Source organism: uncultured Alsobacter sp. (assembly GCF_945952055.1).
Taxonomy (GTDB): Bacteria; Pseudomonadota; Alphaproteobacteria; order Rhizobiales; family Beijerinckiaceae; genus Alsobacter.
This window is the reverse complement of the sequence record NZ_CAMFHB010000009.1, coordinates 64,789-86,178: the sequence shown is the minus strand read 5'-3', so window position 1 is coordinate 86,178 and position 21,390 is coordinate 64,789. Positions and strand designations below refer to the sequence as shown.

Annotated in this window: 16 protein-coding genes and 1 pseudogene; 3 read left to right on the top strand and 14 right to left on the bottom strand. The window is 70.9% G+C overall.

Features of this window, described 5'->3' with window-relative positions:
- Positions 1 to 326: 326 nt before the first annotated feature.
- Positions 327 to 1,166: pseudogene (gene accD / locus Q0Q47_RS09350) on the bottom strand (acetyl-CoA carboxylase, carboxyltransferase subunit beta); the annotation flags it as partial.
- Positions 1,167 to 1,201: 35 nt separating this feature from the next.
- Positions 1,202 to 2,038, bottom strand: coding sequence for a tryptophan synthase subunit alpha (trpA, locus tag Q0Q47_RS09345; protein ID WP_293857868.1), 837 nt, complete (start codon positions 2,036 to 2,038; stop codon positions 1,202 to 1,204).
- Positions 2,039 to 2,139: 101 nt separating this feature from the next.
- Here trpA and Q0Q47_RS09340 point away from each other — a divergent pair, with 101 nt between their 5' ends.
- Positions 2,140 to 2,418, top strand: coding sequence for a type II toxin-antitoxin system RelE/ParE family toxin (locus Q0Q47_RS09340; RefSeq protein ID WP_293857865.1), 279 nt, complete (start codon positions 2,140 to 2,142; stop codon positions 2,416 to 2,418).
- 11 nt (positions 2,419 to 2,429) lie between these two features.
- A complete protein-coding gene (locus tag Q0Q47_RS09335) occupies positions 2,430 to 2,750 on the top strand; it encodes a HigA family addiction module antitoxin (protein ID WP_293857862.1) in 321 nt (106 codons plus the stop codon).
- Positions 2,751 to 2,891: 141 nt separating this feature from the next.
- Here the strand turns inward: Q0Q47_RS09335 and trpB are convergent, their stop codons facing one another.
- The 6 genes from trpB to sppA form a co-directional block, all read right to left on the bottom strand.
- Complete coding sequence (gene trpB / locus Q0Q47_RS09330; protein ID WP_293857859.1) at positions 2,892 to 4,139, bottom strand: tryptophan synthase subunit beta; 1,248 nt, start codon at positions 4,137 to 4,139, stop codon at positions 2,892 to 2,894.
- A gap of 24 nt (positions 4,140 to 4,163) precedes the next feature.
- The gene (locus Q0Q47_RS09325; RefSeq protein WP_293857856.1) at positions 4,164 to 4,865 is read right to left on the bottom strand and encodes a phosphoribosylanthranilate isomerase; all 702 of its coding nucleotides are present in this window, start codon (positions 4,863 to 4,865) and stop codon (positions 4,164 to 4,166) included.
- A 92-nt stretch (positions 4,866 to 4,957) separates the two neighbouring features.
- On the bottom strand, positions 4,958 to 5,917 hold the full coding sequence (locus tag Q0Q47_RS09320) for an ornithine cyclodeaminase family protein (protein WP_293857853.1): 960 nt from the start codon (positions 5,915 to 5,917) through the stop codon (positions 4,958 to 4,960).
- Between the two features lie 22 nt (positions 5,918 to 5,939).
- Complete coding sequence (locus tag Q0Q47_RS09315; RefSeq protein WP_293857850.1) at positions 5,940 to 6,293, bottom strand: lipopolysaccharide assembly protein LapA domain-containing protein; 354 nt, start codon at positions 6,291 to 6,293, stop codon at positions 5,940 to 5,942.
- Positions 6,294 to 6,314: 21 nt separating this feature from the next.
- Positions 6,315 to 6,611, bottom strand: coding sequence for an integration host factor subunit beta (locus Q0Q47_RS09310; protein WP_293857847.1), 297 nt, complete (start codon positions 6,609 to 6,611; stop codon positions 6,315 to 6,317).
- A gap of 55 nt (positions 6,612 to 6,666) precedes the next feature.
- Positions 6,667 to 7,617, bottom strand: a complete 951-nt coding sequence (sppA, locus tag Q0Q47_RS09305; RefSeq protein ID WP_293857844.1) for a signal peptide peptidase SppA — start codon at positions 7,615 to 7,617, stop codon at positions 6,667 to 6,669.
- A 209-nt stretch (positions 7,618 to 7,826) separates the two neighbouring features.
- Here sppA and Q0Q47_RS09300 point away from each other — a divergent pair, with 209 nt between their 5' ends.
- The gene (locus Q0Q47_RS09300) at positions 7,827 to 9,149 is read left to right on the top strand and encodes a folylpolyglutamate synthase/dihydrofolate synthase family protein (protein ID WP_293857841.1); all 1,323 of its coding nucleotides are present in this window, start codon (positions 7,827 to 7,829) and stop codon (positions 9,147 to 9,149) included.
- Between the two features lie 164 nt (positions 9,150 to 9,313).
- On the opposite strand, the gene trxA is transcribed toward Q0Q47_RS09300, so the two are convergent.
- From trxA to Q0Q47_RS09270, 6 genes are all read right to left on the bottom strand, one after another.
- Positions 9,314 to 9,631 (bottom strand): thioredoxin, encoded by a 318-nt coding sequence (gene trxA, locus Q0Q47_RS09295; protein ID WP_293857838.1) that lies wholly within the window; start codon positions 9,629 to 9,631, stop codon positions 9,314 to 9,316.
- Positions 9,632 to 9,715: 84 nt separating this feature from the next.
- Positions 9,716 to 13,171, bottom strand: a complete 3,456-nt coding sequence (gene addA, locus Q0Q47_RS09290; protein ID WP_293857835.1) for a double-strand break repair helicase AddA — start codon at positions 13,169 to 13,171, stop codon at positions 9,716 to 9,718.
- Positions 13,168 to 16,347, bottom strand: coding sequence for a double-strand break repair protein AddB (gene addB / locus Q0Q47_RS09285; RefSeq protein ID WP_293857832.1), 3,180 nt, complete (start codon positions 16,345 to 16,347; stop codon positions 13,168 to 13,170). The genes addA and addB overlap by 4 nt, the downstream gene beginning before the upstream one ends.
- Positions 16,337 to 17,089 carry a nucleotidyltransferase family protein gene (locus Q0Q47_RS09280; RefSeq protein ID WP_293857829.1) on the bottom strand — a complete coding sequence of 251 codons (753 nt, stop codon included), beginning with the start codon at positions 17,087 to 17,089 and terminating at the stop codon, positions 16,337 to 16,339. The genes addB and Q0Q47_RS09280 overlap by 11 nt, the downstream gene beginning before the upstream one ends.
- A gap of 42 nt (positions 17,090 to 17,131) precedes the next feature.
- Positions 17,132 to 18,688: a tRNA (adenosine(37)-N6)-threonylcarbamoyltransferase complex ATPase subunit type 1 TsaE gene (tsaE, locus tag Q0Q47_RS09275; protein WP_293857826.1), complete on the bottom strand. Its 1,557-nt coding sequence runs from the start codon at positions 18,686 to 18,688 to the stop codon at positions 17,132 to 17,134.
- A 14-nt stretch (positions 18,689 to 18,702) separates the two neighbouring features.
- Complete coding sequence (locus tag Q0Q47_RS09270) at positions 18,703 to 21,192, bottom strand: PAS domain-containing sensor histidine kinase (protein WP_293857823.1); 2,490 nt, start codon at positions 21,190 to 21,192, stop codon at positions 18,703 to 18,705.
- Positions 21,193 to 21,390: the final 198 nt, after the last annotated feature.

The window sequence follows — 21,390 nt, the reverse complement described above, 5'->3', positions numbered from 1 at the left end:
GGAGGGTTCCCGGCGGGTGCCGGTTCCCGGTGCCGGGCGTCCCCTGGGCGCCTGGCCCGCCGGCCTGTCGTCCGCCGTCAGGCGCAGGTCCGGCCCCTGTGGTCGTCGGCCGGAATCGACTCGCGGCTCCTGCCGTCCCACGCGGTTCTCGCGCGGATCCTGCTGCCGTCCCATACCCCGCCCCGACTCCTGCCAGAACCCGTCCGGCCACGCTTCTGCGCGGGCCTGCAAGATCTCGCAGGATCAGGCTAATTGCGGCGGATTAAGGGGCAGTTAAGCATCGGGGTCGCGCGACCCCCCGGGCCTCAGGCGGCCACGGGTTCCGGCTTGGTCAGCAGGCGGCAGAGCCGCGCGATCGTCGCCTTCATCTCGAGGCGATGGACCACCATGTCGACCATGCCGTGGTCGCGCAGATACTCGGCCCGCTGGAAGCCGTCGGGCAGTTTCTCGCGAATCGTCTGCTCGATGACGCGGGGCCCGGCGAAGCCGATCAGCGCGCCCGGTTCGGCGATGTGGATGTCGCCCAGCATGGCGTAGGACGCCGTCACCCCGCCCGTGGTCGGGTTGGTCAGGACGACGATGTAGGGCAGCCGGGCCGCCCGCAGGCGCTGCACGGCGACCGTCGTGCGCGGCATCTGCATTAGCGAGAACATGCCTTCCTGCATGCGCGCGCCGCCGGAGGCCGCGAACATCACGAAGGGGGTCTTGCGGTCCGCGGCGATCTCCAGGCCCTTGATCACGCCCTCGCCCGCCGCCATGCCGAGCGAACCACCCATGAAGTCGAAGTCCTGCACGCCGACCGTCAGGGGGGCGCCCTCGCACTCGCCGAAGCCGACCTTCACCGCATCGGGGTTGCCGGTCTTGGTGCGGGCATCCTTGAGGCGATCGACGTAGCGCTTCTCGTCACGGAACTTCAGCGGATCGAGGGGGACCTCCGGTAGCGGAACGTCCTCGTACTGGCCGTCGTCGAACATCGACTTCAGGCGCGCCACCGCGCCCATGCGCATGTGGAAGTTCGAGCCGGGGATGACGAACTGGTTCGCCTCGACGTCCTTGTGGAACACGAGCTGGCCCGAGTCCGGACACTTGATCCAGAGGTTCTCGGGCGTCTCGCGCTTCAGGAACGAGCGGATCTTCGGCCGAACGACGTTCGAGATCCAGTTCATCGGGCTCGTGGTGTCCATGATCGCTCCCGAATGGCTCAGGCCGCAGCCTTGGAGACGCGGCGGACGCCCGCCGCGATGTCGGAGACCAGCGCGGCGACCGCGCCGGGGGTCTTGTCGGTGGCCTTGCCGTCGGCGTCCAGCGACGTGCGGACCGCCTCGACCAGCGCCGTGCCGACGACGACACCGTCGGCGCCCCGCGCGATCGCCTCGGCCGTCTCGGCGTTCTTCACGCCGAAGCCGACCGCGACGGGCAGGCTGGTGTGGCGCTTGATCCGCGCCACGGCGCCGGCGACCTTGTCGAAATTCGGGGTCGCGGCACCGGTGATGCCGGTGATCGACACGTAGTAGACGAAGCCCGAGGTGTTCGCGAGAACGGCGGGAAGCCGTGCGTCGTCGGTCGTGGGCGTCGCCAGCCGGATGAAGTTCAGCCCGGCGGAGAGCGCCGGCTTGCAGAGCTCCTCGTCCTCCTCCGGCGGCAGGTCGACGACGATGAGCCCGTCGACTCCCGCCTCCAGCGCATCCTTCAGGAAGGCGTCGACGCCGTAGACGTAGATGGGGTTGTAGTAGCCCATCAGGATGATCGGGGTGTCGGCATCGCCCGTGCGGAAGTCGCGCACGAGCTGCAGGGTCTTGCGCAGCGTCATGCCGCCGTTCAGGGCGCGCAGTCCCGCGGCCTGGATCGCCGGGCCATCGGCCATCGGGTCCGTGAAGGGCATGCCGAGCTCGATCAGGTCGGCGCCGGCGGCCGGCAGCCCCTTCACGATGGCGAGCGAGGCCGCGGGATCGGGATCCCCGGCCATCACGAAGGTCACGAGTGCGGCGCGGCGCTCAGCCTGCACCGCGGCAAAGCGGCGGTCGATACGGGTCGTCATGGCGGGCGTGTTAGCACGGACGGCCCGTCATGGGGAGAGGATCTGAGTCTTCCCATCATACGCGCTGCGTAGTACGCTTCGCGTCGACCGAGGGCCGCCGCTTGATCCGAAGCATCAGGGGTACCGCCACGCGACAATTCGTCGAGACCGGCAAATCGAAGTTTTCCGGGATGGACGTCGTCATCGCGCGACGAAGGCTCGCCGTTCTGAACAGCGCGTCGTCACCCCAGGAGTTCGGTCCCCTGAGGAGCATTGGCCTTCATCGGCTGACCGGCGACCGGAAGGAGTTCTGGGCCGTGACGATCAACGGGCCCTGGCGGCTGGTTTTCCGTTTCGATGAAGGCCACGCCTGGGACGTCGAGATCGTCGACTATCATTGAGGGAGAGGGCGATGCACACGGACGACATCGTGATGGCAGGTCCGGGCGGGTTCGACCTCCCAGCCGTCCACCCGGGCGAAGTCCTGGCCGAAGAACTGGCTGCGCGAAGACTTTCCGCTCAGGCCTTGGCCCTGGCCATCCGGGTTCCGGCCAATCGCGTGACGGAGATCGTCGCGGGACGGCGGCGCATTTCGGCGGAAACGGCGCTGCGACTGGGCCGCTATTTCGGAACGGGCCCGCAGCTGTGGATGAGCCTCCAGTCGGCGCACGACCTGGCCATCGCGCGCGAGCGGCATGGCGACCGCATTGACCGGGAGGTTGCCGAGGCCTGAAAGGGACCGATCAGTCCGTGTCCGGCACCGCTCGGCTCCGAGCGGTTCTCCCGCTTCGCGAGGCCCGCGCCCGAGAGATCCTGCAAGACAAGCGTCTCGCCGATGCTCGAGCGAAGGCTGCAGGCCTGACCGGAGGCTTCCTCACCCCATGCCGCCGAGGTGATCGGCGACCGTGAAGATGTCCTTGTCGCCGCGGCCGCAGAGGTTGATCACCATGAGGTGGTCCCTGGGCTTCTCGGCCGCGATCTCGACCGCCTTGGCGATGGCGTGCGCGGGCTCCAGCGCGGGAATGATGCCCTCGAGCTGCGACATGAGCTGGAAGGCGGCCAGCGCCTCCTTGTCGGTCGCTGAGATGTACTTCACGCGGCCGATGTCGTGCAGCCACGAGTGCTCGGGCCCGATGCCGGGATAGTCCAGGCCGGCGGAGATCGAATGACCTTCGGTGATCTGGCCATCCTCGTTCATCAGCAGGTAGGTCCGGTTGCCGTGCAGCACGCCGGGCCGTCCGCCCGTGAGGGATGCCGCGTGCTCGCCCGTCGCGATGCCGTGGCCGGCCGCCTCGACGCCGAAGATCTCCACCTCCTTGTCGTCGAGGAAGGGGTGGAACAGGCCGATGGCGTTGGACCCGCCGCCGATGCACGCGACCAGCGAATCCGGCAGGCGGCCCTCTCGCTCGAGCATCTGCTCGCGGGCCTCGCGGCCGATGACCGACTGGAAGTCACGCACCATGGCCGGATAGGGGTGCGGCCCGGCAGCGGTGCCGATGCAATAGAAGGTGTTCTCGACGTTGGTCACCCAGTCGCGCAGCGCCTCGTTCATGGCGTCCTTGAGGGTCTTGGACCCCGACTGGACGGGCACCACCTCGGCTCCCAGCATCTTCATGCGGAAGACGTTCGGCTTCTGCCGCTCCACGTCGACCGCGCCCATGTAGACGATGCACTGCAGGCCGAAGCGCGCGCACAGCGTCGCCGTCGCGACACCGTGCTGGCCGGCGCCGGTCTCCGCGATGATGCGCTTCTTGCCCATGCGCCGCGCCAGCAGGATCTGGCCCAACACGTTGTTCACCTTGTGGGCGCCCGTGTGGTTCAGCTCGTCGCGCTTCAGGTAGATCTTCGCGCCGCCCGACCGCCCGGAGGCCGTCGCCAGCTCACGGACATGCTCGGTGAGCCGCTCGGCGTAGTAGAGCGGGCTCGGGCGGCCGACATAGTGGGTGAGGTACTCGCCCATCTCCCGCGCGAAGTCGGGATCCGCCTTCGCCTCGCCATAGGCCTTCTCCAGCGATAGGATGAGGGGCATCAGCGTTTCGGCGACGAAGCGACCGCCGAACAGGCCGAAATGGCCGGTCTCGTCCGGGCCGGTGCGGAAGGAGTTGGGGGTCTGGACGGTCACGCGAACACCTTCACGATCACGGCCTCACGCGGGCCGCAGAGGGGTTGGGGCCGATCCCGGAGGCGGGGCCGGATGTCGAGCCTTGTCGGCGGCACGCGCCGCCGCGACGAAAGCGGCGATGCGCCGCGGATCCTTTTCACCGGGCGCGCTCTCGACGCCAGAGGACACATCGACGCCGGGCGTGCCCGTGATGGCGATCGCCCGCGCGACGTTGCCCGCGTCGAGCCCGCCGGACAGCATCATTGGCTTGCCGAGGTCCAGTCCCGCCAGCAGGGACCAGTCGAAGCTCAGGCCGTTGCCACCCGGGTGAGCCGCATCGGCCGGCGCCTTGGCGTCGAACAGCACCTGGTCGGACACGGAGCGGTAGGCCTCGTGGCGGCGCACGTCGGCGGCCGTGGAGACGCCGACCGCCTTGATCACCGGGAGGCGGTACCGGTCGCGCAGTTCGGCGACGCGGTCCGGATCTTCCTTGCCGTGAAACTGGAGCATGTCGGGCTCCAGCGCCGCCACGATCGCCTCCAGCTCGCCGTCCGAGGCGTCCACGACGAGCGCGACCTTCTTGGCGCGGCCGGCGACGTGCCTGTTCAGGAGCGAAGCGTCCGAATAGCCGACGTTGCGGGGCGACTTGCCGAAGAAGACGAAGCCGAGCAGGTCCGCGCCGGCCTCGACGGCGGCGTCGATCGTTTCGGGGGTCCGCAGCCCACAGATTTTGACGACCAGAGACATGCCGGTGATTTGCACCTTTGCCGCCTGTCTGTCCACGGGTCTCTTGCCGCGGCTCTCCCGGCCGAAGCCCGGCGGTCCGCGGCGGCAGGCGCTCAGCGCGGCGCGCGGTCCAGGCGGTTCCAGACCAGGATGGCAGCCGCCAGGTCCTCGATGGCAGTGCCCACCGACTTGAAGAGGGTGATCTCGTCGGGCGAGCCGCGCCCGGGATGGGTGCCGCGGGCCAGGTCGAAGAGGTCGCCCTTCACGTCGGCGGCCTGCACGATGCCGGCCGCGATCGGGATGGCCAGGTCGCCGCCCTCCTTGAGGGCACCCGCCCGCGTGTCGCAGAACAGGCTGGCCCGGCGGACGCAGGCGTCGTCCGTCTCCCGCATGGTGGGCTTGTAGGCGCCCACGAGGTCCAGGTGTGTTCCCGGCCGCAGCCAGTCACCGCGCACCAGCGGCTCGACGCTCAAGGTGGCGCAGGACACGATGTCGGCCTCGCGCACCGCGGCCTCCAGGTCCGTCACGGCGCGCACGGGCAGGCCGGCGGCCGCGAGGTCCGCCGCCACGGCCATGGCCCGGTCCGGCCGGTGGTTCCACAGCGCGATGTCGGCGAGCGGTCGCTCGGCGGCATGGGCCCGGATGAGAAAGGGCGCGAGGGCTCCGGCACCCACCATCACCATCCGCCGCGCATCGGGCCGCGCCAGCGACCGTGCCGCCAACGCGGACGCCGCGGCGGTGCGCCAGGTCGTGATGCGCGTTCCGTCGATCGCGGCCAGCGGCAGGCCCGACGCGCCGTCGTTGAGCATGTAGGTGCCCAGCACGCTGGGAAGGCCGCGGCTGGCGTTGTTTCGGAAGATGCTGACGATCTTGGTGCCGAAATAGGCCGGCTCGACCGTCGGCCCGGTCCAGGCCGGCATCAGCAGCAGGGTCGCCTCGTCGCCCGGCCGCTCCATGTCGTGATGGTGGCGTGGCGGGACCACGATGTCGCCCCGGAAAGCCGTCGCCAGCGCGTCGGCCAGGCCACGGGGGTCGAGCAGCGCATCGACCGCTGCGGCATCGACGACCTTCATGGGCGAAGCCTCCGGTGGGCGGTCAGCGAATGGTGGAGACGAGCGCGCGCCCCGTGTCGCCCCCGGCGGACACCGGGGTCGACTCCGCCCGCAGGCGCTCGACCTCGGCCCGATGCCGGGCCGCCTCGCGGGAGGCGGCACGCGCGGCACGCCGATGCCGGCCCTGCGCCACCCACACCGACACGCCGCCGGCGACCACGCCGATGGCCACGCTGACGAAAATGACCACGAACATCGGGACGGACATCGTCTGCCCCAGGCCCGTCCAGTCCAGCGGGTCGATGTTCACGGCCACGAACTGGCGGTTCAGGACCGCGAAAAGCGTCACCAGTGCCACGAGCGGCACGAGGATCAGGGACTTCAGGAAGCTCTTCATGACCTCGCTCCGGGTCGCCCCTCAGCGGGCGGCGACCGGCGCCTTGTTGAGGCGAACCCGCATTTCCTTGCCGGCCTTGAACACCGGCACGACCTTCTCGGAGACGGGAACGTGCTCACCGGTCCGGGGGTTGCGGCCGATGCGTGCGTCCCGCTTCTTGATGGAGAACGCGCCGAAGCCGCGGATCTCGACCCGGTCACCCCGCGCGAGCGCCTGGGTGATTTCCTCGAGGATGGCGTTGACCACGTTTTCCGCATCACGGAGATACAGCTCCGGATAATGCTCCGCGATCTTTTGAACCAGTTCGGACTTGATCATTGGCCCTGCCCGTCGCGAAACACGAATTCTGATTAACCAACGTAAAGCAAGGCGGTCAAGGGCGCCAAAGAGCTAAGAGCCCTTCCAGGGCGCCGCGATCCATGCCCTGCGACGCCCCGGCTAGGAGCGTGGCCACCTGATCGAAGCCCAGAACATCCGCGATTCCGGCCGAAGCGCTCCAGAAACCGAACCTTTCCGCCCCGCTGCGCTTCCATTCGCGCACCGGAAGGTCCTTCGGAACGCCCTTTTCCTTCTCCAGCCAGGCGATCGCCTGCTTCTGCGTGCCGACCTCGTCGATAAGCTTGAGCCCAACGGCCTGGCTTCCGCTAAACACGCGGCCGTCGGACACCGTGGCGAGTTCGGTCCCGGCCAGGCCGCGCCGCTCGGCGACGATGCGCTTGAACCAGGCGAAGCTGTCGGCGATGAGGGCCTGCACGGCCGCCTGCTGCTCGGGTGTCGTGACCTCGAACGGGTTCGGCGACGCCTTGAGGGGCGAGGACTTGGTCGTCTCCATCTTCACGCCCACCGTGTCGAGCAGGCGGGTGAAGTTGGGAAACTGGAAGAGCACGCCGATGGAGCCCACGAGCGAGGTCTCCTGGGCGACGATGCGGTCGGTGCCCATGGCGGCGATGTAGCCGCCGGATGCGGCCAGGCTGCGGACCACGGCCACGGTCGGCTTTTCGGCCGACAGCTCTCGGAGCGCGTGGAACAGGAGTTCCGCGCCGGTCACGGTGCCGCCGGGGCTGTCGATCTGCACGATGACCGCCTTGGCGTTGCTCTTGCCGACGGACTTGAGCAGATCCAGCGTCTTTTCGTCGCCGCTGATGAAGCCGCTGATGTCGACCCGCGCGATGTGGCTCTGCGCCGTGCCCAGGCGGGGCCCGGCGACGGCCAGAGCGGTGCCGACGATCGCCACGAGGGCGACCAGGAACGCCGCAACGCGCCAGAACGTGACCCTGCGCGTCAAACGGCGCCGGTCGAGGAGATAGTCGCTCTCAGCGGTCATCCGCGTCTCCGCTTGCGTCCGGTCAATGGGACCCGTCCTTCCCTACTCGCCTGCGGGCGTGGGGGCAACCTTGCCACCGCAACGCGGTTGCCGGCGCGCAAACGGAAAAGGCAGCGTCGTGCTGCCGGTTGCGCAGACACCGCGAAGGGTCTAGTCGTCCGGCCCTCGATGGCCGAGGTCGCCCTGGACGGCGGCCGGGACAGGAGACCATGGAGAACTCCGACGCGATCCTGGCGCGGTTCCTCGCGCTGCACCCCAAGTTGATCGACCTGTCGCTGGGACGCCTCCAGCGGCTGCTCGGCGCGCTGGGCGATCCCCACCGACGGCTGCCGCCGGTGATCCACGTGGCCGGGACCAACGGCAAGGGATCGACGGTGGCGTTCATGCGCTCCGTGCTGGAGGCCGCCGGGCTGGCGGTCCACGTGTACACCTCGCCGCACCTCGTGCGCTTCCACGAGCGGATCCGCATCGGCGCGCCGGGCGGCGGGCGGCTCGTCGACGAGGATGCGCTGGTCGATGCCTTCCGCCGCTGCGAGGAGGCCAATGCGAGCGCACCGATCACCGTGTTCGAGATCACGACGGCCGCGGCCCTGCTCCTGTTCTCGGAGAAGCCCGCCCACGTGCTGCTGCTGGAGGTGGGGCTCGGCGGCGAGTTCGACGCGACGAACGTGATCGAGAAGCCGATGGCGACGGTGGTCACCCCCATCGGCATGGACCACTCGGAATATCTGGGAGACACCCTGTCGCTGGTCGCCAAGGCCAAGGCCGGCATCTTCAAGCGCGGAGCGCCGGCCGTGATCGCACTGCAGGACCATCAGGAGGCCCTCGACACGCTCGTCCGGCTGGCCGCCCGCGCCGGCGCCCCGGCCATGGTGGGCGGCGAGCACTTCCACGTGCACGAGGAGAACGGCCGTCTCGTCTACCAGGACGAGGAGGGCCTGCTCGACTTGCCGCTGCCGCGCCTGCCCGGCCGCCACCAGCACGTGAACGCCGGGACCGCGATCGCCGCGCTCCGAGCCTCGGGTTTCGGCCGCCTGGCCGCCTCCGCCTTCGAGAAGGGCATCGCCTCGGCCGATTGGCCGGCCCGCCTGCAGCGCCTGTCGCGCGGACGGCTCCAGGGCCTCCTGCGCGATGGAACCGAGCTCTGGCTCGACGGCGGCCACAATCCGGACGGTGGCCGCGTTGTCGCCGCCGCCATGGCCGACTTCGAGGACCGCAATCCGCGGCCCCTGATCCTGGTGGTCGGAATGCTGGGAACGAAGGATTCCGCCGGCTTCCTCGCCCCCTTCGCGGGGCTCGCCCAGCACGTCTTCACCATCCCGATGCCCAGCCAGACCGCGGCCCGCTCGGCCGCGGAGGTCGCCGCGTTCGCCACGGCGGCGGGCCTGCAGGCCACGCCCTGCGCCAGCCTCGAGGCCGCGCTCTCGGCCATCGCGGCCAATGACTGGGGCGCGCCGCCCCGCGTGCTGATCTGCGGTTCGCTCTATCTGGCGGGCGAAGTTCTCGCCGCCAACGGCACGCCGCCGTCCTGAGTGTGGCTGGCATGAAGACGGTGCGTCCTTCGACACGCCGCCTTTGGCGGCTGCTCAGGATGCGGAGCGTTGTAAAACAACAATCTTCCTCATCCTGAGCAGGCCGCGGAGCGGCCGTGTCGAAGGACGCAGGATGTCTCGGCTGCCCGGTGCCGATCGGCGGATCAGACCGCCGACGAGATCCAGCGCGACAGTTCGCCCTTCGGCTTGGCGCCGACCATCTGGGAGGCGAGCTTGCCGTCCTTGAAGATCATCAGGGTCGGGATCGAGCGGATGCCGAACTGGGCGGAGGTGCCGGGGTTCTCGTCCACGTTCAGCTTCACGATCTTCACCTTGCCCTCCATCTCCTTGGAGATTTCCTCAAGGGCCGGGGCGATCATGCGACAGGGACCGCACCACTCGGCCCAGAAGTCCACGACGACGGGGGTGGAGCTGTCGAGCACATCCGCCTTGAAGCTGGAGTCGGTGACAGGCGCGGTCATGGCAACCTCGTTGTTGGGTGGCCGGACTCAGTCCGGCGGGTCGGGGCGAAGCTATGAACCGGCCCCGGAGGCGTCAAGGGCGAGTCACGCAGCGGTGATGCGCGCCAATGCCGTGTCGAGCCGGGCCGGGGGAACCTCCATCACCGTCGCGCTCGCGGTCCAGACGATGAGGCAGCGCACCGCGCGCCCGGGATAGAGCGGGCCGACCAGAGCCCTGTACACGGCGAGCTGGGCCACGTGGCTTTCGGGGATGGCGTCCGGCGCCTTGGCCGGACGGGCGCTGGTCTTGTAGTCGGCGATGAAGACGGTGTCGGGCGTCACCGCCAGTCGGTCGATCTGGCCGGACACCGGCAGGACGGCGCCGTCGCCGCGGCGCAGGCGGCCGGCCACCGGCGCCTCCGCCCGGCTTCCCGCCCCGAACAGCGGCGCGAGCTGCGGATCGTCGAGCAGGGACAGGACGGCCGCGATCACCGCGGCGCGACGCTCCGGAACGAGCGCACCGCCGCGGGCCTCCGCGAGGGCCGTGGCCACCGCCTCGCGCCGGCCGCGGTCGCATCCGGGCAGCACCTCCAGCAGGAGATGGGCCAGCGTGCCCGCCGCCCGGGCATCGCGCACGAAGGGGGTGTCGCCGGTCCGGTCGGGAGCGTCCGCCGCGGCGAGCGCACTCGAGGGGCGCAACGGCGAGGGGCGCACCGCTTCCGCGGCGGCCGGCTGCGTGAGCCAGGCCGGCAGGTCCGGCTCCGGCGCCGGTGCCGGCGCCGGCATCGGCGCCAGGGTCGGGAAGGGCTTGGGAAGCAGCCGGCGCACCGTGCCGTCGCCGCGCTCATCCGGCACCACGTCGAGATGGTCGGCGAGCGCCGTCTCGACCATGTCGTACCAGCACGACTGTCCCCGCCCCTTGCTGCCGTAGAACCCGCCGATGATGAGGCGGTCCTTGGCCCGGGTCATCGCCACGTAGAGGAGGCGGTGGTACTCGGCGCGGATGCGTGCCTCCTCGGCGGTGCGCAAGGCGCGCAGGCGCTCGGGATCGCGCGCCTTGCCGCGCAGCCAGACCGGGAGACCCGTGTCGGGCATCAGCAGGAGGGGCGCGTCGTTGCGTGGCACCGAGCAGGTGTCCGCGAGGAACACGACCGGGGCCTCGAGGCCCTTTGCGCCGTGCACGGTCATGACCCGGACCTCGTCGCGCGCGCCCTCCATGTCCCGCTTCACCATCAGGTCGGCGTCCTGCATGGTGTCGAGGAAGGTCGAGAGCGAGGGGGCGTTGTGCTGCTCGTGGTCCAGCGCGATGCGCAGGAACTCGTCCACCGCGTCGCCGGCCTCCGCGCCCAGACGGCCCAGCAGCGCCTTGCGACCGCCGTCCGGCCCCAGCACGCGGGCATAGAAGGTGAAGGGACCGGTCGCCCGGGCCGTCGCCCTCCAGCGCTCCACCTGGTCCTGGACCTGCTGCCAGCGGGGGCTCTCCGGGGCCTTTCGCGCCAATGCCCGGGACAGGCTGCCCGATCGCCCGGCGGCGAGTTCGAACAGCGCCTCCTCGTCGAGGCCGACGAGCGGCGATCGCAGCACGGTGGCGAGCGTCAGGTCGTCGTCCGGCAGCAGGCACGAGCGCCCGAGCGCCAGCAGGTCCATGACGGCGATGTGGGCGGTGAGCGTCAGGCGATCCGCGCCCGCGACCGGCACGCGCCGCTGCTTCAGCGCGCGGATCATCGCCTCGAAGAAGGCGTTGCGGCTGCGCACCAGGATCAGCACGTCGCCGGGCGGGATCCGATGGCCGAAGGAGTCGCCGGTCGTGCGCCAGCGGTCGATGGTTTCGGCGATGCGGCGGGCGAGGCGCACGGGCGGGGAGGCCTCGTCCGGCTCGTCGAGAGGACGGGCCCAGGCATCGTCGTCCCGGGCCGGCGCCGGCTCGGCGGGCGGCCACAGTTCCACGAGACCGGGCGCCTCGGGGCGGGCCGTCTCGTGCACGGTGCCCACCGCCGTGTCGCCGAAGGACAGTCCGCGATAGTGCGGCTCCAGGGCGAAGACCTTGTCGACGCCGTCGAGCACGGCACCGGCGGACCGGAACGAGAGCGTCAGCTTCTCGTCGTTGAAGGCCCAGTCGGCGTCCGGCTCCGCGCGCTTGAGCGTCGCATAGGCGTCGGCGAAGAACCGGCGGGCGTCCTCGAAGGCTTTCGGATCTGCACCCTGGAACGAGAAGATCGACTGCTTGGAGTCGCCCACGGCGAAGATCGTGCGCTGCTTGTCCGTCCGCCGGCCCGAGACGAACTCGCCCGTCAGGCGACGCAGGATGTCCCACTGCGCCTCGCTGGTGTCCTGCGCTTCGTCGACGAGGATGTGGTCGATGCCCTGGTCGAGCTTGTAGAGCACCCAGGCCGCATCCGACCGGGCGAGCAGGCGGGCGGTCCGCGCCACGAGATCGTCGAAGTCGAGGGCCCCGCGCGTACCCTTGGCCGTCTCGTACCGGACCACGACCGAAGCGGCGAGGGTCATGAGCGCCGTGCTGCGGTCGACGGCCTCGATCGCCTTGCGCCGCTCGATGAGGTCGCCGATCCGCGATCGCTCGCCGTCCATCCGCGCCGACAGGTCCGGATGGGCCGTGCGGAAGCCCTTGGTGAGGTAGCTGTCGGCCCGCGGCTCGTCGTCGCCCGTGCGGAAGACGCGGGTGTAGGCGGCGGCCCTGTCCTCGTCGGTCAGCGCGGCCAGCGCCTCGCGCAGGGCCGTCGCGTGCTTCTGCTCGGTGGTCTTGCCGTCGGACTGCAGGATCTCGGCGAGGCGAGCCCACTCGGCGGGCGGGATGCCGCCGGTTGCGATGGCGGTGGCGATCTCGCCGACCGTCTCGCCGGGGCCGACGCCGAGCGCGGCGGCGAGGTCGCCGCGGTATCGCGCGAGGCCTTCGTCGCCCGAGCCGATGGCGAGCAGGGCCCGCCGGTGCGCCAGCGCGGCCCTGAGGACGGTCGCGAACCCGGCCTCGCCTGCCGCCTGCTCCACCGCCTGGAGGGCCGCCGCTTCCCGGGTGCCGGGATGCAGCATGGCCTCCTGGAGCAGGGCGTGCCGGGCCTCGCCGAGCAGTTCGTCGCAACCGGCGTCGTCGAGCACCTCGAAGGAGGCCGAGACGTTGGCCTCGAAGGGAAAGAGGTGCAGGAGCCGTTCGCAGAAGGCGTGGATCGTCTGGATCTTCAGGCCGCCCGGCGTCTCGACGGCACGGGCGAAGAGCTTGCGGGCGAGTTCGAGGCGCTTGGCGTCGGGCGGGGCGCCCTCGATCTCGGCGATCTCCGAAGCGAGCGCGGCGTCGTCCAGCGTCACCCACTTGCCCAGGATGTCGAAGACGCGGGTGGCCATGTTGGCGGCGGCCGCCTTGGTGAAGGTCAGCGCCAGGATGCGCGAAGGCTGGACGTCGTCGAGCAGCAGGCGCACCACGCGCCGGGAGAGCACGTAGGTCTTCCCGGCGCCGGCATTGGCCGACACCCAGGCCGAGGCCCGCGGATCGGCGGCCCGCTTCTGGGCTTCGCGCGTGGCGGTGGGAACGACGAGCTTCTCGCTCATGCCGGATCCCCGCCGTCCTCGCCCGCCTCGTCCTCGCCGTCGCCGGCGAGCGACCATTCCCGCACCCGGGCGAGATGGTCGTAGTCCGCGTAGCTCTTGGCGAATTTCGGGTGCGGCCGCGACAGGAAGGCGCGCTCGCCGGAGGCGAGTTCGCGCAGCATCGTGACGAAACTCTCCATGTGCTCGGCCGCGAGGTCGTCGGGCGGCGGGATGTCCTGTTTCTTCACCTTGCCGCGGATGAACCGCTCGGCGGCGGGCGTGGTGCCGCCCGAGACGTGCACGTAGAGCAGCTCTTCGATGGACGTCCCCGCCGGAATGCCGGCGAAGGCGCCGGCCTTGGCCATGGCGGCCTCGATCGTCAGCTGGGGCGAGAAGCCGACGCGCACCTCCTGCAGGCCAGGCGGCTTGCCGGTCTTGAAGTCGACGATCCGAAGGCCGCCCGCAGCCGACACCTCGATGCGGTCGGCCCGTCCGCGCAGCACGAAAGGCTCGCCGAGCCCCGGCAGGTCGATCTCGAGCCGGCCGTCGATTTCCGCCTGCACGCTCACGCCCGGCTGCCGGCGCAGCTCTTCCCAGCGCGCGATGAAGCGGGCGATGCGCTCGAAGCGGGGCCACCAGAACGCCGCCACGTCGGCCCGGCCGGCGAGCTCGGGGGCCCTGGCGAAGGCGTCGCGGCCCAGATCGCGCAGCCGGCGGTAGGGATCGGCCGGCCAGGCCTCGCTCGCCTCTTTGGCGAAGGTGCCGAGCACGTCGTGGATGATGGTCCCGCGCAGCGCCGCATCGGGCGAGGCGGCCACGGGCTCCAGCGCGTCGAGGCCCAGCACGTGGCGCGCATAGATCGAGTAGGGGTCGCGGACGAGCGTCTCGACCTCCGTGATCGACAGCGAGCGCGGAAACAACGCGACCGGCGGCTTGGGCGCGGGCCGGGCGGCGGGCCGTGGTGCCCCCGTCCGGTCGAGGGCGCGGGCCAGGTCCAGCCAACAGGCTCCGCGCGCCAGCGCGGCCTCCCACGCCGGCCGTCCCGCCACCGCCTGCATGCGCTGGACGAAGCGCGAGGCGACGGTCGGATCGCCGCCCCGCTTCAGCGCCCGCGACAGGATCACGCGCGGCGCCCCCATGGCCTGGGCGAGGTCGTGGGCGGTCTGCCCGAGGCGACGTTCGGGAGCCGGCAGGCCGAGGGCGAGGCGCATCGGCCGGTTCATGAAGGCGTCGGTGCGCGCCTCCGGCGGCCAGGTCTTCTCGTCGAGGCCGGCGAGAATGACGAGGTCGGCGCGCAGCAGGCGGGCCTCGAGCAGGCCCAGCACGGCGATGCGGGGATGGATGGCGCCGTAGCGGGGCGCCACCCGGCCCGCCATCAGCCGGTGCAGGAAGGCGGGCACGTCGGAGAGGCGCCCGGTCAGCCCCGCCCCGGCGCCTTCGCGCAGGTCGTCGAACAGGCTCGCGAGGCTCTGGCCCGAGGGCGTGGCGAAGACGTCGTCGTCCTCGTCGGGCCCGCGGCCGAGCGCCGCGATCACGGGCTCCAGCGCCAACACGAGCTCGACGAGGTCGAGATCCGCGCCGCGGATCGAGGGGAAGGCCGCGAAGGCGTCCTCGAGGCTCTGCAACAGGCGCTCCAGCGCCTCCCAGTCCCGCTCGCCGAGGCGGCGCTGCGGGCGCTTGGCATGGCGGCCCTTGCAGCGCTCCGGCGCCTCCCGGGCAGCCTGCCGCAAGGCGGGAAGACCGCCCGGCAGCGCCGGTGCGCGCAGCACGCCGATGTCGAGCGCGGCGCGCGCCCGGGCGAGCGTCGCCCCGGAGAGGCCCAGGCGGCACAGGGGGTGCGAGACGAGGGCCAGGAGCGGGCCGGCGGCAAAGCCCTCCACCACGGCCTGTGCCGCGAGGCGGGCCAGGCCGCCGGCGCTCGACCGGTCGAGTGCCTGGCCCGCGCTGTCGTCCACCGCGATGCCCCAGCGGCCGAGTTCGGCCACGACGCGCTCCGCCAGCCCGCGATCCGGGGTCACCAGCATGGCGGTTGCGGCAGGGTCCTCGATGGCCGCGCGCAGGGCCACGGCCACGGTGGTCGCCTCCTCGCGGTCGTTGGCGGCCTCGACCACGGCGATGTCGGCGAGCGCCTGCGCGACGCCGGCTTCGTCGAGCGCCTGCGATCGGCGGCTCCACAGCGCCGTGGTCTCGGCCGGGCGCAGCGCCTCCGACAGGTATCTCTCGCGCGCGGCGAGCGCCGGCACGGGTTCGGCGAGCCGCTCGACGTCGCGGCGCAGGATGCCGATCACCTCCAGGAGCCGCGCCAGCATCGCCTGGGGATGTCCGGGATGGCCCGCGTCACGCGTGCCGGGCTTCGGCAGGATTTCGGAGAAGGACCCCTCGTCGAGCAGGGTGTCCAGGCCCGGCAGCACCACCGCCCCGCGGGGCAGGCGCGCGATGGCGGCGAGCAGGGCGGCCGTGGCCGGCATGGAGCCCGTCGAACCGGCGGCGATCATCGGAGTGTCCGGACGGACGGCCAGGAGCCGCTCGGCCTCCGCCATCAGGAGACGATGGCGCCGGACGGCGGGATCGAGCACACCGTGCTCCTCGCACCAGGCGGGCCAGCTCTCGGCGGCGATCTGCAGGAAGCGGTGGGAGATCTCCCAGTACTGGGAGACGTTCTCCGGGATCAGCCGCGCGATGTCGTCGACCGACTTGCCGTGGATCGCGAGCGTGTCGATGAGCATTCCCAGTTCGCCGGCGAGCGCCAGGGCGTCGGCGGGGCTGGCGGAGACCAGAAGCTGTTCGTCCGGGTCGAGCCGCATGAGGCTGCGGTCGACGGTCCGCGACCAGTCCAGGATCATGCGGGCGAGGACCAGCCGCCGCCGCGTCGGGCTCGCCTCCGGCCGATCGAGGTCCGGATCGCCGAAGCCGTTGCCGTCGAGGATGCGGGTGTCCTCGACGTCCTCGATGTCGCCGAGCGGCACGATCCGCGGCAGAAGGACCGCGTCGCCGCCGGCCTGCTCGGCCAGGGCGCGGACGAGGGCGCGAGCCGCCCTGCGCGTCGGCAGGTAGACGATGCCGGTCGACAGCGAAAGCGGATCCGCCGGGTCGGGCCAGCCCGGGACGATCCGCCCGGCCAGAAGCTCTCGCGTCAGCGTGTCGAGGAAGGAGGCCCCCGACGGGATGGTCAGGACGCGGGGCCGGTCAGCGCACACTCTGGTCGATCTTCGCTTCGGCCAGGCCGATGGCGTCGGGCGTGCCCACGTGCAGCCACAGCCCGTCCAGCCGCAGGCCGTAGAGACGCCCGGCCCCCTGCGCGCGGTCGAACAGCAGGTTCAGCGAGAACGGCCCGTCCGGCGTGTCGGAGAAGAGCTCGGGCCGGACGATGAAGACGCCGGCATAGGCGAAGGGCACGACCTGCCGTTCGACCTTGCGCGTCAGGCGTCCGTCGGGACCCATCAGGTAGTCGCCCGTGCCGTCATAGCCGGTCGACGTGGCCGTCGCGGCGATCAGCATCAGGATGTCCATGGCGGCGGGATCGAAGGCCTCCGCCAGCCGGAGCAGGTTGGAGCGCGGGCCGTCGATCCAGAAGCTGTCGGCGTTGAGCACGAAGAAGGGCTGCGTGCCCAGATGGGGGAGCGCCTTCTTCACGCCGCCGCCGCTGTCGAGCAGCTTGGCCCGCTCGTCCGACACGATGACGCGCGGCGCGCGGCGCGCGGCCACGTGGCGCTCCATCTGGTCGGCATGGTGATGGACGTTGACCACCGCCGTCGTGACGCCGGCCTCGGCCAGCGGATCGAGGATGTGGTCGACGAGCGTCTTGCCGGCCACCACGATCAGCGGCTTGGGCTTGTCGAGCGTCAGCGGGCGCATGCGCAGCCCGAGCCCGGCGGCGAGGACCATGGCCGTCCGGGGCACGGGCTTGTCGGCGACGATGACGGATGGGCTCGCGGTCATGCGCGGTGTCGAGGTCGGAACGAAGACGGGTACGGGTGCGACTCACTCCGCCGCGAAAAGCGACGGCATGGTCGTTTCATACCAGACCTTCAGGTCCGACAGAACCGGATGGGCAAGGTTGCGCCGCAGATAGCGCTCGAGCCGCGGCAGGTGGCGCAGGTATTGCGGCTTGCCGTCGCGCCGGTCCAGGCGGGCGAAGATGCCGAGGATCTTGGTCGCGCGCTGCGCCCCCATGAGCGCGTAGGCGCGCGCGAACTCGCCCATGTCGAAGCCGGCATCGGCCGCCTTGCGCTGTCGGGCGTACTGCCCGAGCAGGCGCAGCTCCAGGTCCTCCGGCACGTCGATCCGCGCGTCCTGGAGGAGCGACACGAGATCATAGGCCGGATGGCCCAGCACGGCGTCCTGGAAGTCGATGAGGCCGATGCGCTGCAGCCCCTCGCGTTCGGCCAGCCAGATCAGGTTGGGCGAATGGAAGTCGCGCAGCACCCAGGTGGCGGGGGAGGCCACGATGGGCTCGAGAACGGCCTTCCACAGGTTGACGAAAGTCTGCCGGGCCGAGCCCGACACGGTCACGCCCTGGATCGAGGCGAGATACCAGTCGATCAGCAGCTCGACCTCGATCAGCAGCGCGTCGAGATCGTAGGGCGGGATGGCGTGGTCGAGCGCCTCGGTGACCGGCACCACCGTGGGCAGGTCCCGCCCGTGCAGGAGGGCGAGAAGGTTCGCCGCCTCGCTCCAGCGCTCCGGGAAGGGGCCGTTCTCGTCGTGGCAGGCGACGTTTCCAAGGTCCTCGCTGATGAGCAGCCCGGTGTCCAGATCCATGCCGTAGATGGCCGGCGCGCTGAGGCCTTGCGCGCGCAGGGCCTCGTTCATCGCCACGAAGGGGTGGACGCTTTCGGCCAGTTTCGCGATGGCGCTGTAGGGCTTGCCCATGCGCACCGGCGGACCCTCGGGCCGCCGCGGCATGATCATCAGGATCGAGGAGCGGTCGCCGAGCCGCAGCCGCTCATAGGCGCGGGTCGACGCGTCGCCCAGCATGTATTCGCGGGTCGCCTCGCCCCAGCCCGACGCCTCCATCAGGCCGGATATGGCCTGTGCCCGCGCCAGCCGCGGAGCCCAGCTCCCGGTGCCGGTCAAGACGGCGACACGGGCCGACGACGAGCCTTGCGACACGAGCCCGATGGTCACGTCGAGCCGCTCGGCCTCGGTGAGGAAGCCCACGCGCTCGGGCCACTCGACCAGCACGAGGGAGCCTTCGGCCGCTTCCTCCCAGCCCAGCTCGGCGAGCTCGTCGATGCCGGAGACGCGGTAGAGGTCGGCATGGACCACCGGGAAGCGCGGGGTCTCGTAGGTCTGCACCAGCGTGAAGGTGGGGCTCGGCACCTCGAGCGCGGGGTCGTCCGTGAGGATGCGGATCAGGGCGCGTGCGAAGGTCGTCTTGCCCGCCCCCAGATCGCCCGACAGCGTGACGAGATCCCCGGCCTGCAAGGCGTAGGACATCGTCCGGGCGAGGCGGATGGTGGCATCCTCGTCGGGCAGCTCCACGGTCCAGCTCGCGGCGGGCAGGCGGGCGGGCGTGGGGCCGTTGTCCTGCGTCATGGCGGCGGCTCCCCTCATTCGGCGGCATCCCTCGTCTTCAGGCCGTCGGCAGGGAATGTACAGGTCACCAGCGTCCCTTTGCCAGGGGTCGACTCGATCGACACGCGGCCGCCATGCAGCTCGACGAACGAGCGGACGATGCTGAGCCCCAATCCGACCCCGCGGTGGCTCGATCCCTTGGTGAAGCTTTCGAAGCGGTCGAAGACCTTGGCGATGACGTCGGCGGGGATCCCGCGCCCCTGGTCGCGCACGCAGATGACGATCTCGTCGTCGTGGCGGCGCGCGGTCACCGTGATGGTCTGGCCGTCCCGCGAGAAGCCGACCGCGTTGGACAGGAGGTTGAACAGGACCTGGCGGACCCGCTTGCCGTCCGCGACCATGATGCCGACGTCGCCGGGGACGTCGACCACCAGGTCGAGGCGCATCTCCGCGATGCGGTCCTTGATGCCGGCCAGGGCCGCGTTCACCGTCTCCTCGACGTTGACGGGGCCCAGCTTCAGCTCGATCTCGCCCTTGTCGATGGTCGCGAGGTCGAGGATGTCGTCGATCAGCGCCATCAGCACCTGCGAGGACCGCAGGATGTGCAAGGCGTAGTCCTTCTGCTTCTCGGTGAGCGGACCGACGGTGCCGTCGGCGAGCAGCTCCGTGAAGCCGATGACGTTGGTCAGCGGCGAGCGCAGCTCGAAGGAGACGCTGTGGACGAAGGTCTCGCGGATCTCGCCGGCCCGCTCGAGCGCCTCGTTCTTCTCGGCCAGGGCCTGCTGCACGTTCACCGAGGCGGTGACGTCGACGAAGGTGAGCAGCGTGGCGCCCTCGGGCAGCGGCGCGGCCGTGCAGTCGACCACCGAGCCGTCGGGGCGCTGCATGCGCACGGCCATGGCGCGGCGCTCGTAGTCGAGGCCGCCGACGGCCCCGCGGATCCGGTTCCACGTGGCGTCGTCGGGGTGCTGCTGCCGGGCGACGGCGATGATCTGCTCGATGTGGGGATTGCCGTTGAGCGACGCGTCCGAGACGCCCCACATGCGGGCGAACGACTTGTTGTGGAGCTGCAGGCGGCCGTCGGAGCCGAACACCGCGACGCCTTCCTTGAGCGCGGCGATCGTCTCGCCGCGGACCTTCAGCTCGGCGTTGAAGCGGCTCTCCTTGTTGAAGCGCTCCGTCACGTCGTCGAACAGGTAGGTCACGCCACCACCCGGATTGGGATTGGTGACGACGCGCAGCGAACGCCCGGTCGGCAGGTACCAGGAGCTCGTCTTGGGCTCGAGCGCGAGATAGGCCTCGAGCACGGAGGTCTTCCAGGCCCGGTAGTCGGCGGGCTCGGGCAGGCGGCGCTGGCTGCGCAGCCGGTCCAGGATCTCGCCGTCCGTCGGATGCTGGTCGAGGAAGGCGACGTCGAGCTGCCAGAGTTCGCGGTAGGCGCTGTTGCAGAAGCGCAGGCGCTTGCTGCCGTCGAAGATGGCGACCGCCGTCGGAAGCTGGTCGAGCGTCGCCGCGTGACTGTCGCGCAGGCGCTTGAGCTCGCTCCTGACGTCCTCGACCTCGGACATGTCGCAGGCGATGCCGATCGAGCCGCTGGTCGTGTTGACGTCGAACACGTCGAAGATGCGGCGTTCGCCGGCCACCACCACCGGGACGCGACCCTTGTAGCTGCCAACGCGGGTGCGCTGGCGCTGGGCCTCGTCGCGCACCGGGCGGTCGAGCAATTCGAGGGCGTGGGACACGGCGTCGGCGCCGTCCTGCGCCTCGACGGCGCGGGCATAGGCCGCGTTGACCCAGGTGAGCCGGCCCTCCGCGTCGCGCAGCCACATCGGCATGGCCATGGCGTCGAGCATGGTCCGGTAGGCCGCGTTCTCGTCGGCCGTGGCCGCCATCCGCTCCTTGAGATGCAGGAGCTCCAGCCGGTCGCCCGAAATCTCCCGCAGCCGCAGGACGGCACGGCCGAGCACGGGACGGCCCTCGGCCTCGACGACACGCCCGCCCGCGGTCCGCAGGCTCATGCGGAACGGCTCGCCGCGGTCCTTCAGCTTCTCGACCGCGAGCTCGAGCGCCTGCGCCTCGGCCGGCGGCAGCCAGCTGCCGAAGCCGAGGACTCGGCGCGGGGCCATGCCGTCGGACACGATCGACAGGTCGCCCTCGATGTCGGGTTCGCCGCTCCGCCCGCCCCAGGCCACGACGATCTGGGGCTCGGCCCCGAGCAGGATGTCGCAGCGGTCGTTGCGGATGCGCAGCTCGTGGTTCTCGGCGATCAGGCGGGCTTCCCGCTCGCTCCACTTGCGCCGCTGGTTGATGTGGATGAGGGCGGTCACCGTCGAGAAGCTGACCAGGCCGAGGAAGACCGCCAGGCCGACGGCGCCATGCGGATCGACGCGGGCCGGCAGCTGGGTGATCGAATCGAACCATGACGCGGAGGCTTCGCCGGCCCATCCGGCGGCCAATCCAGCGCCCAGCACCGTTCCGGACAGCCATCGCGAGGCGAGCCCGGGACCGCGGTTCAAACCGTCCACGCCACGGCCGGACGCCACCCGCAAGGCAAAAGCCTGTGCGAGCCGGCACGCATCCGCGTCCGCTGCCTCAACGGGCATCCCGTGCAGTCCCTCTTGCTGTCGCGCCGCCGACAGATCCGGCCGGCCCTCAGGCAAGCCGAATCACCTGCACTCTAAACTCGCCCCGACTCCGCCCGGAAGTGGTTAACCAATCGTTGC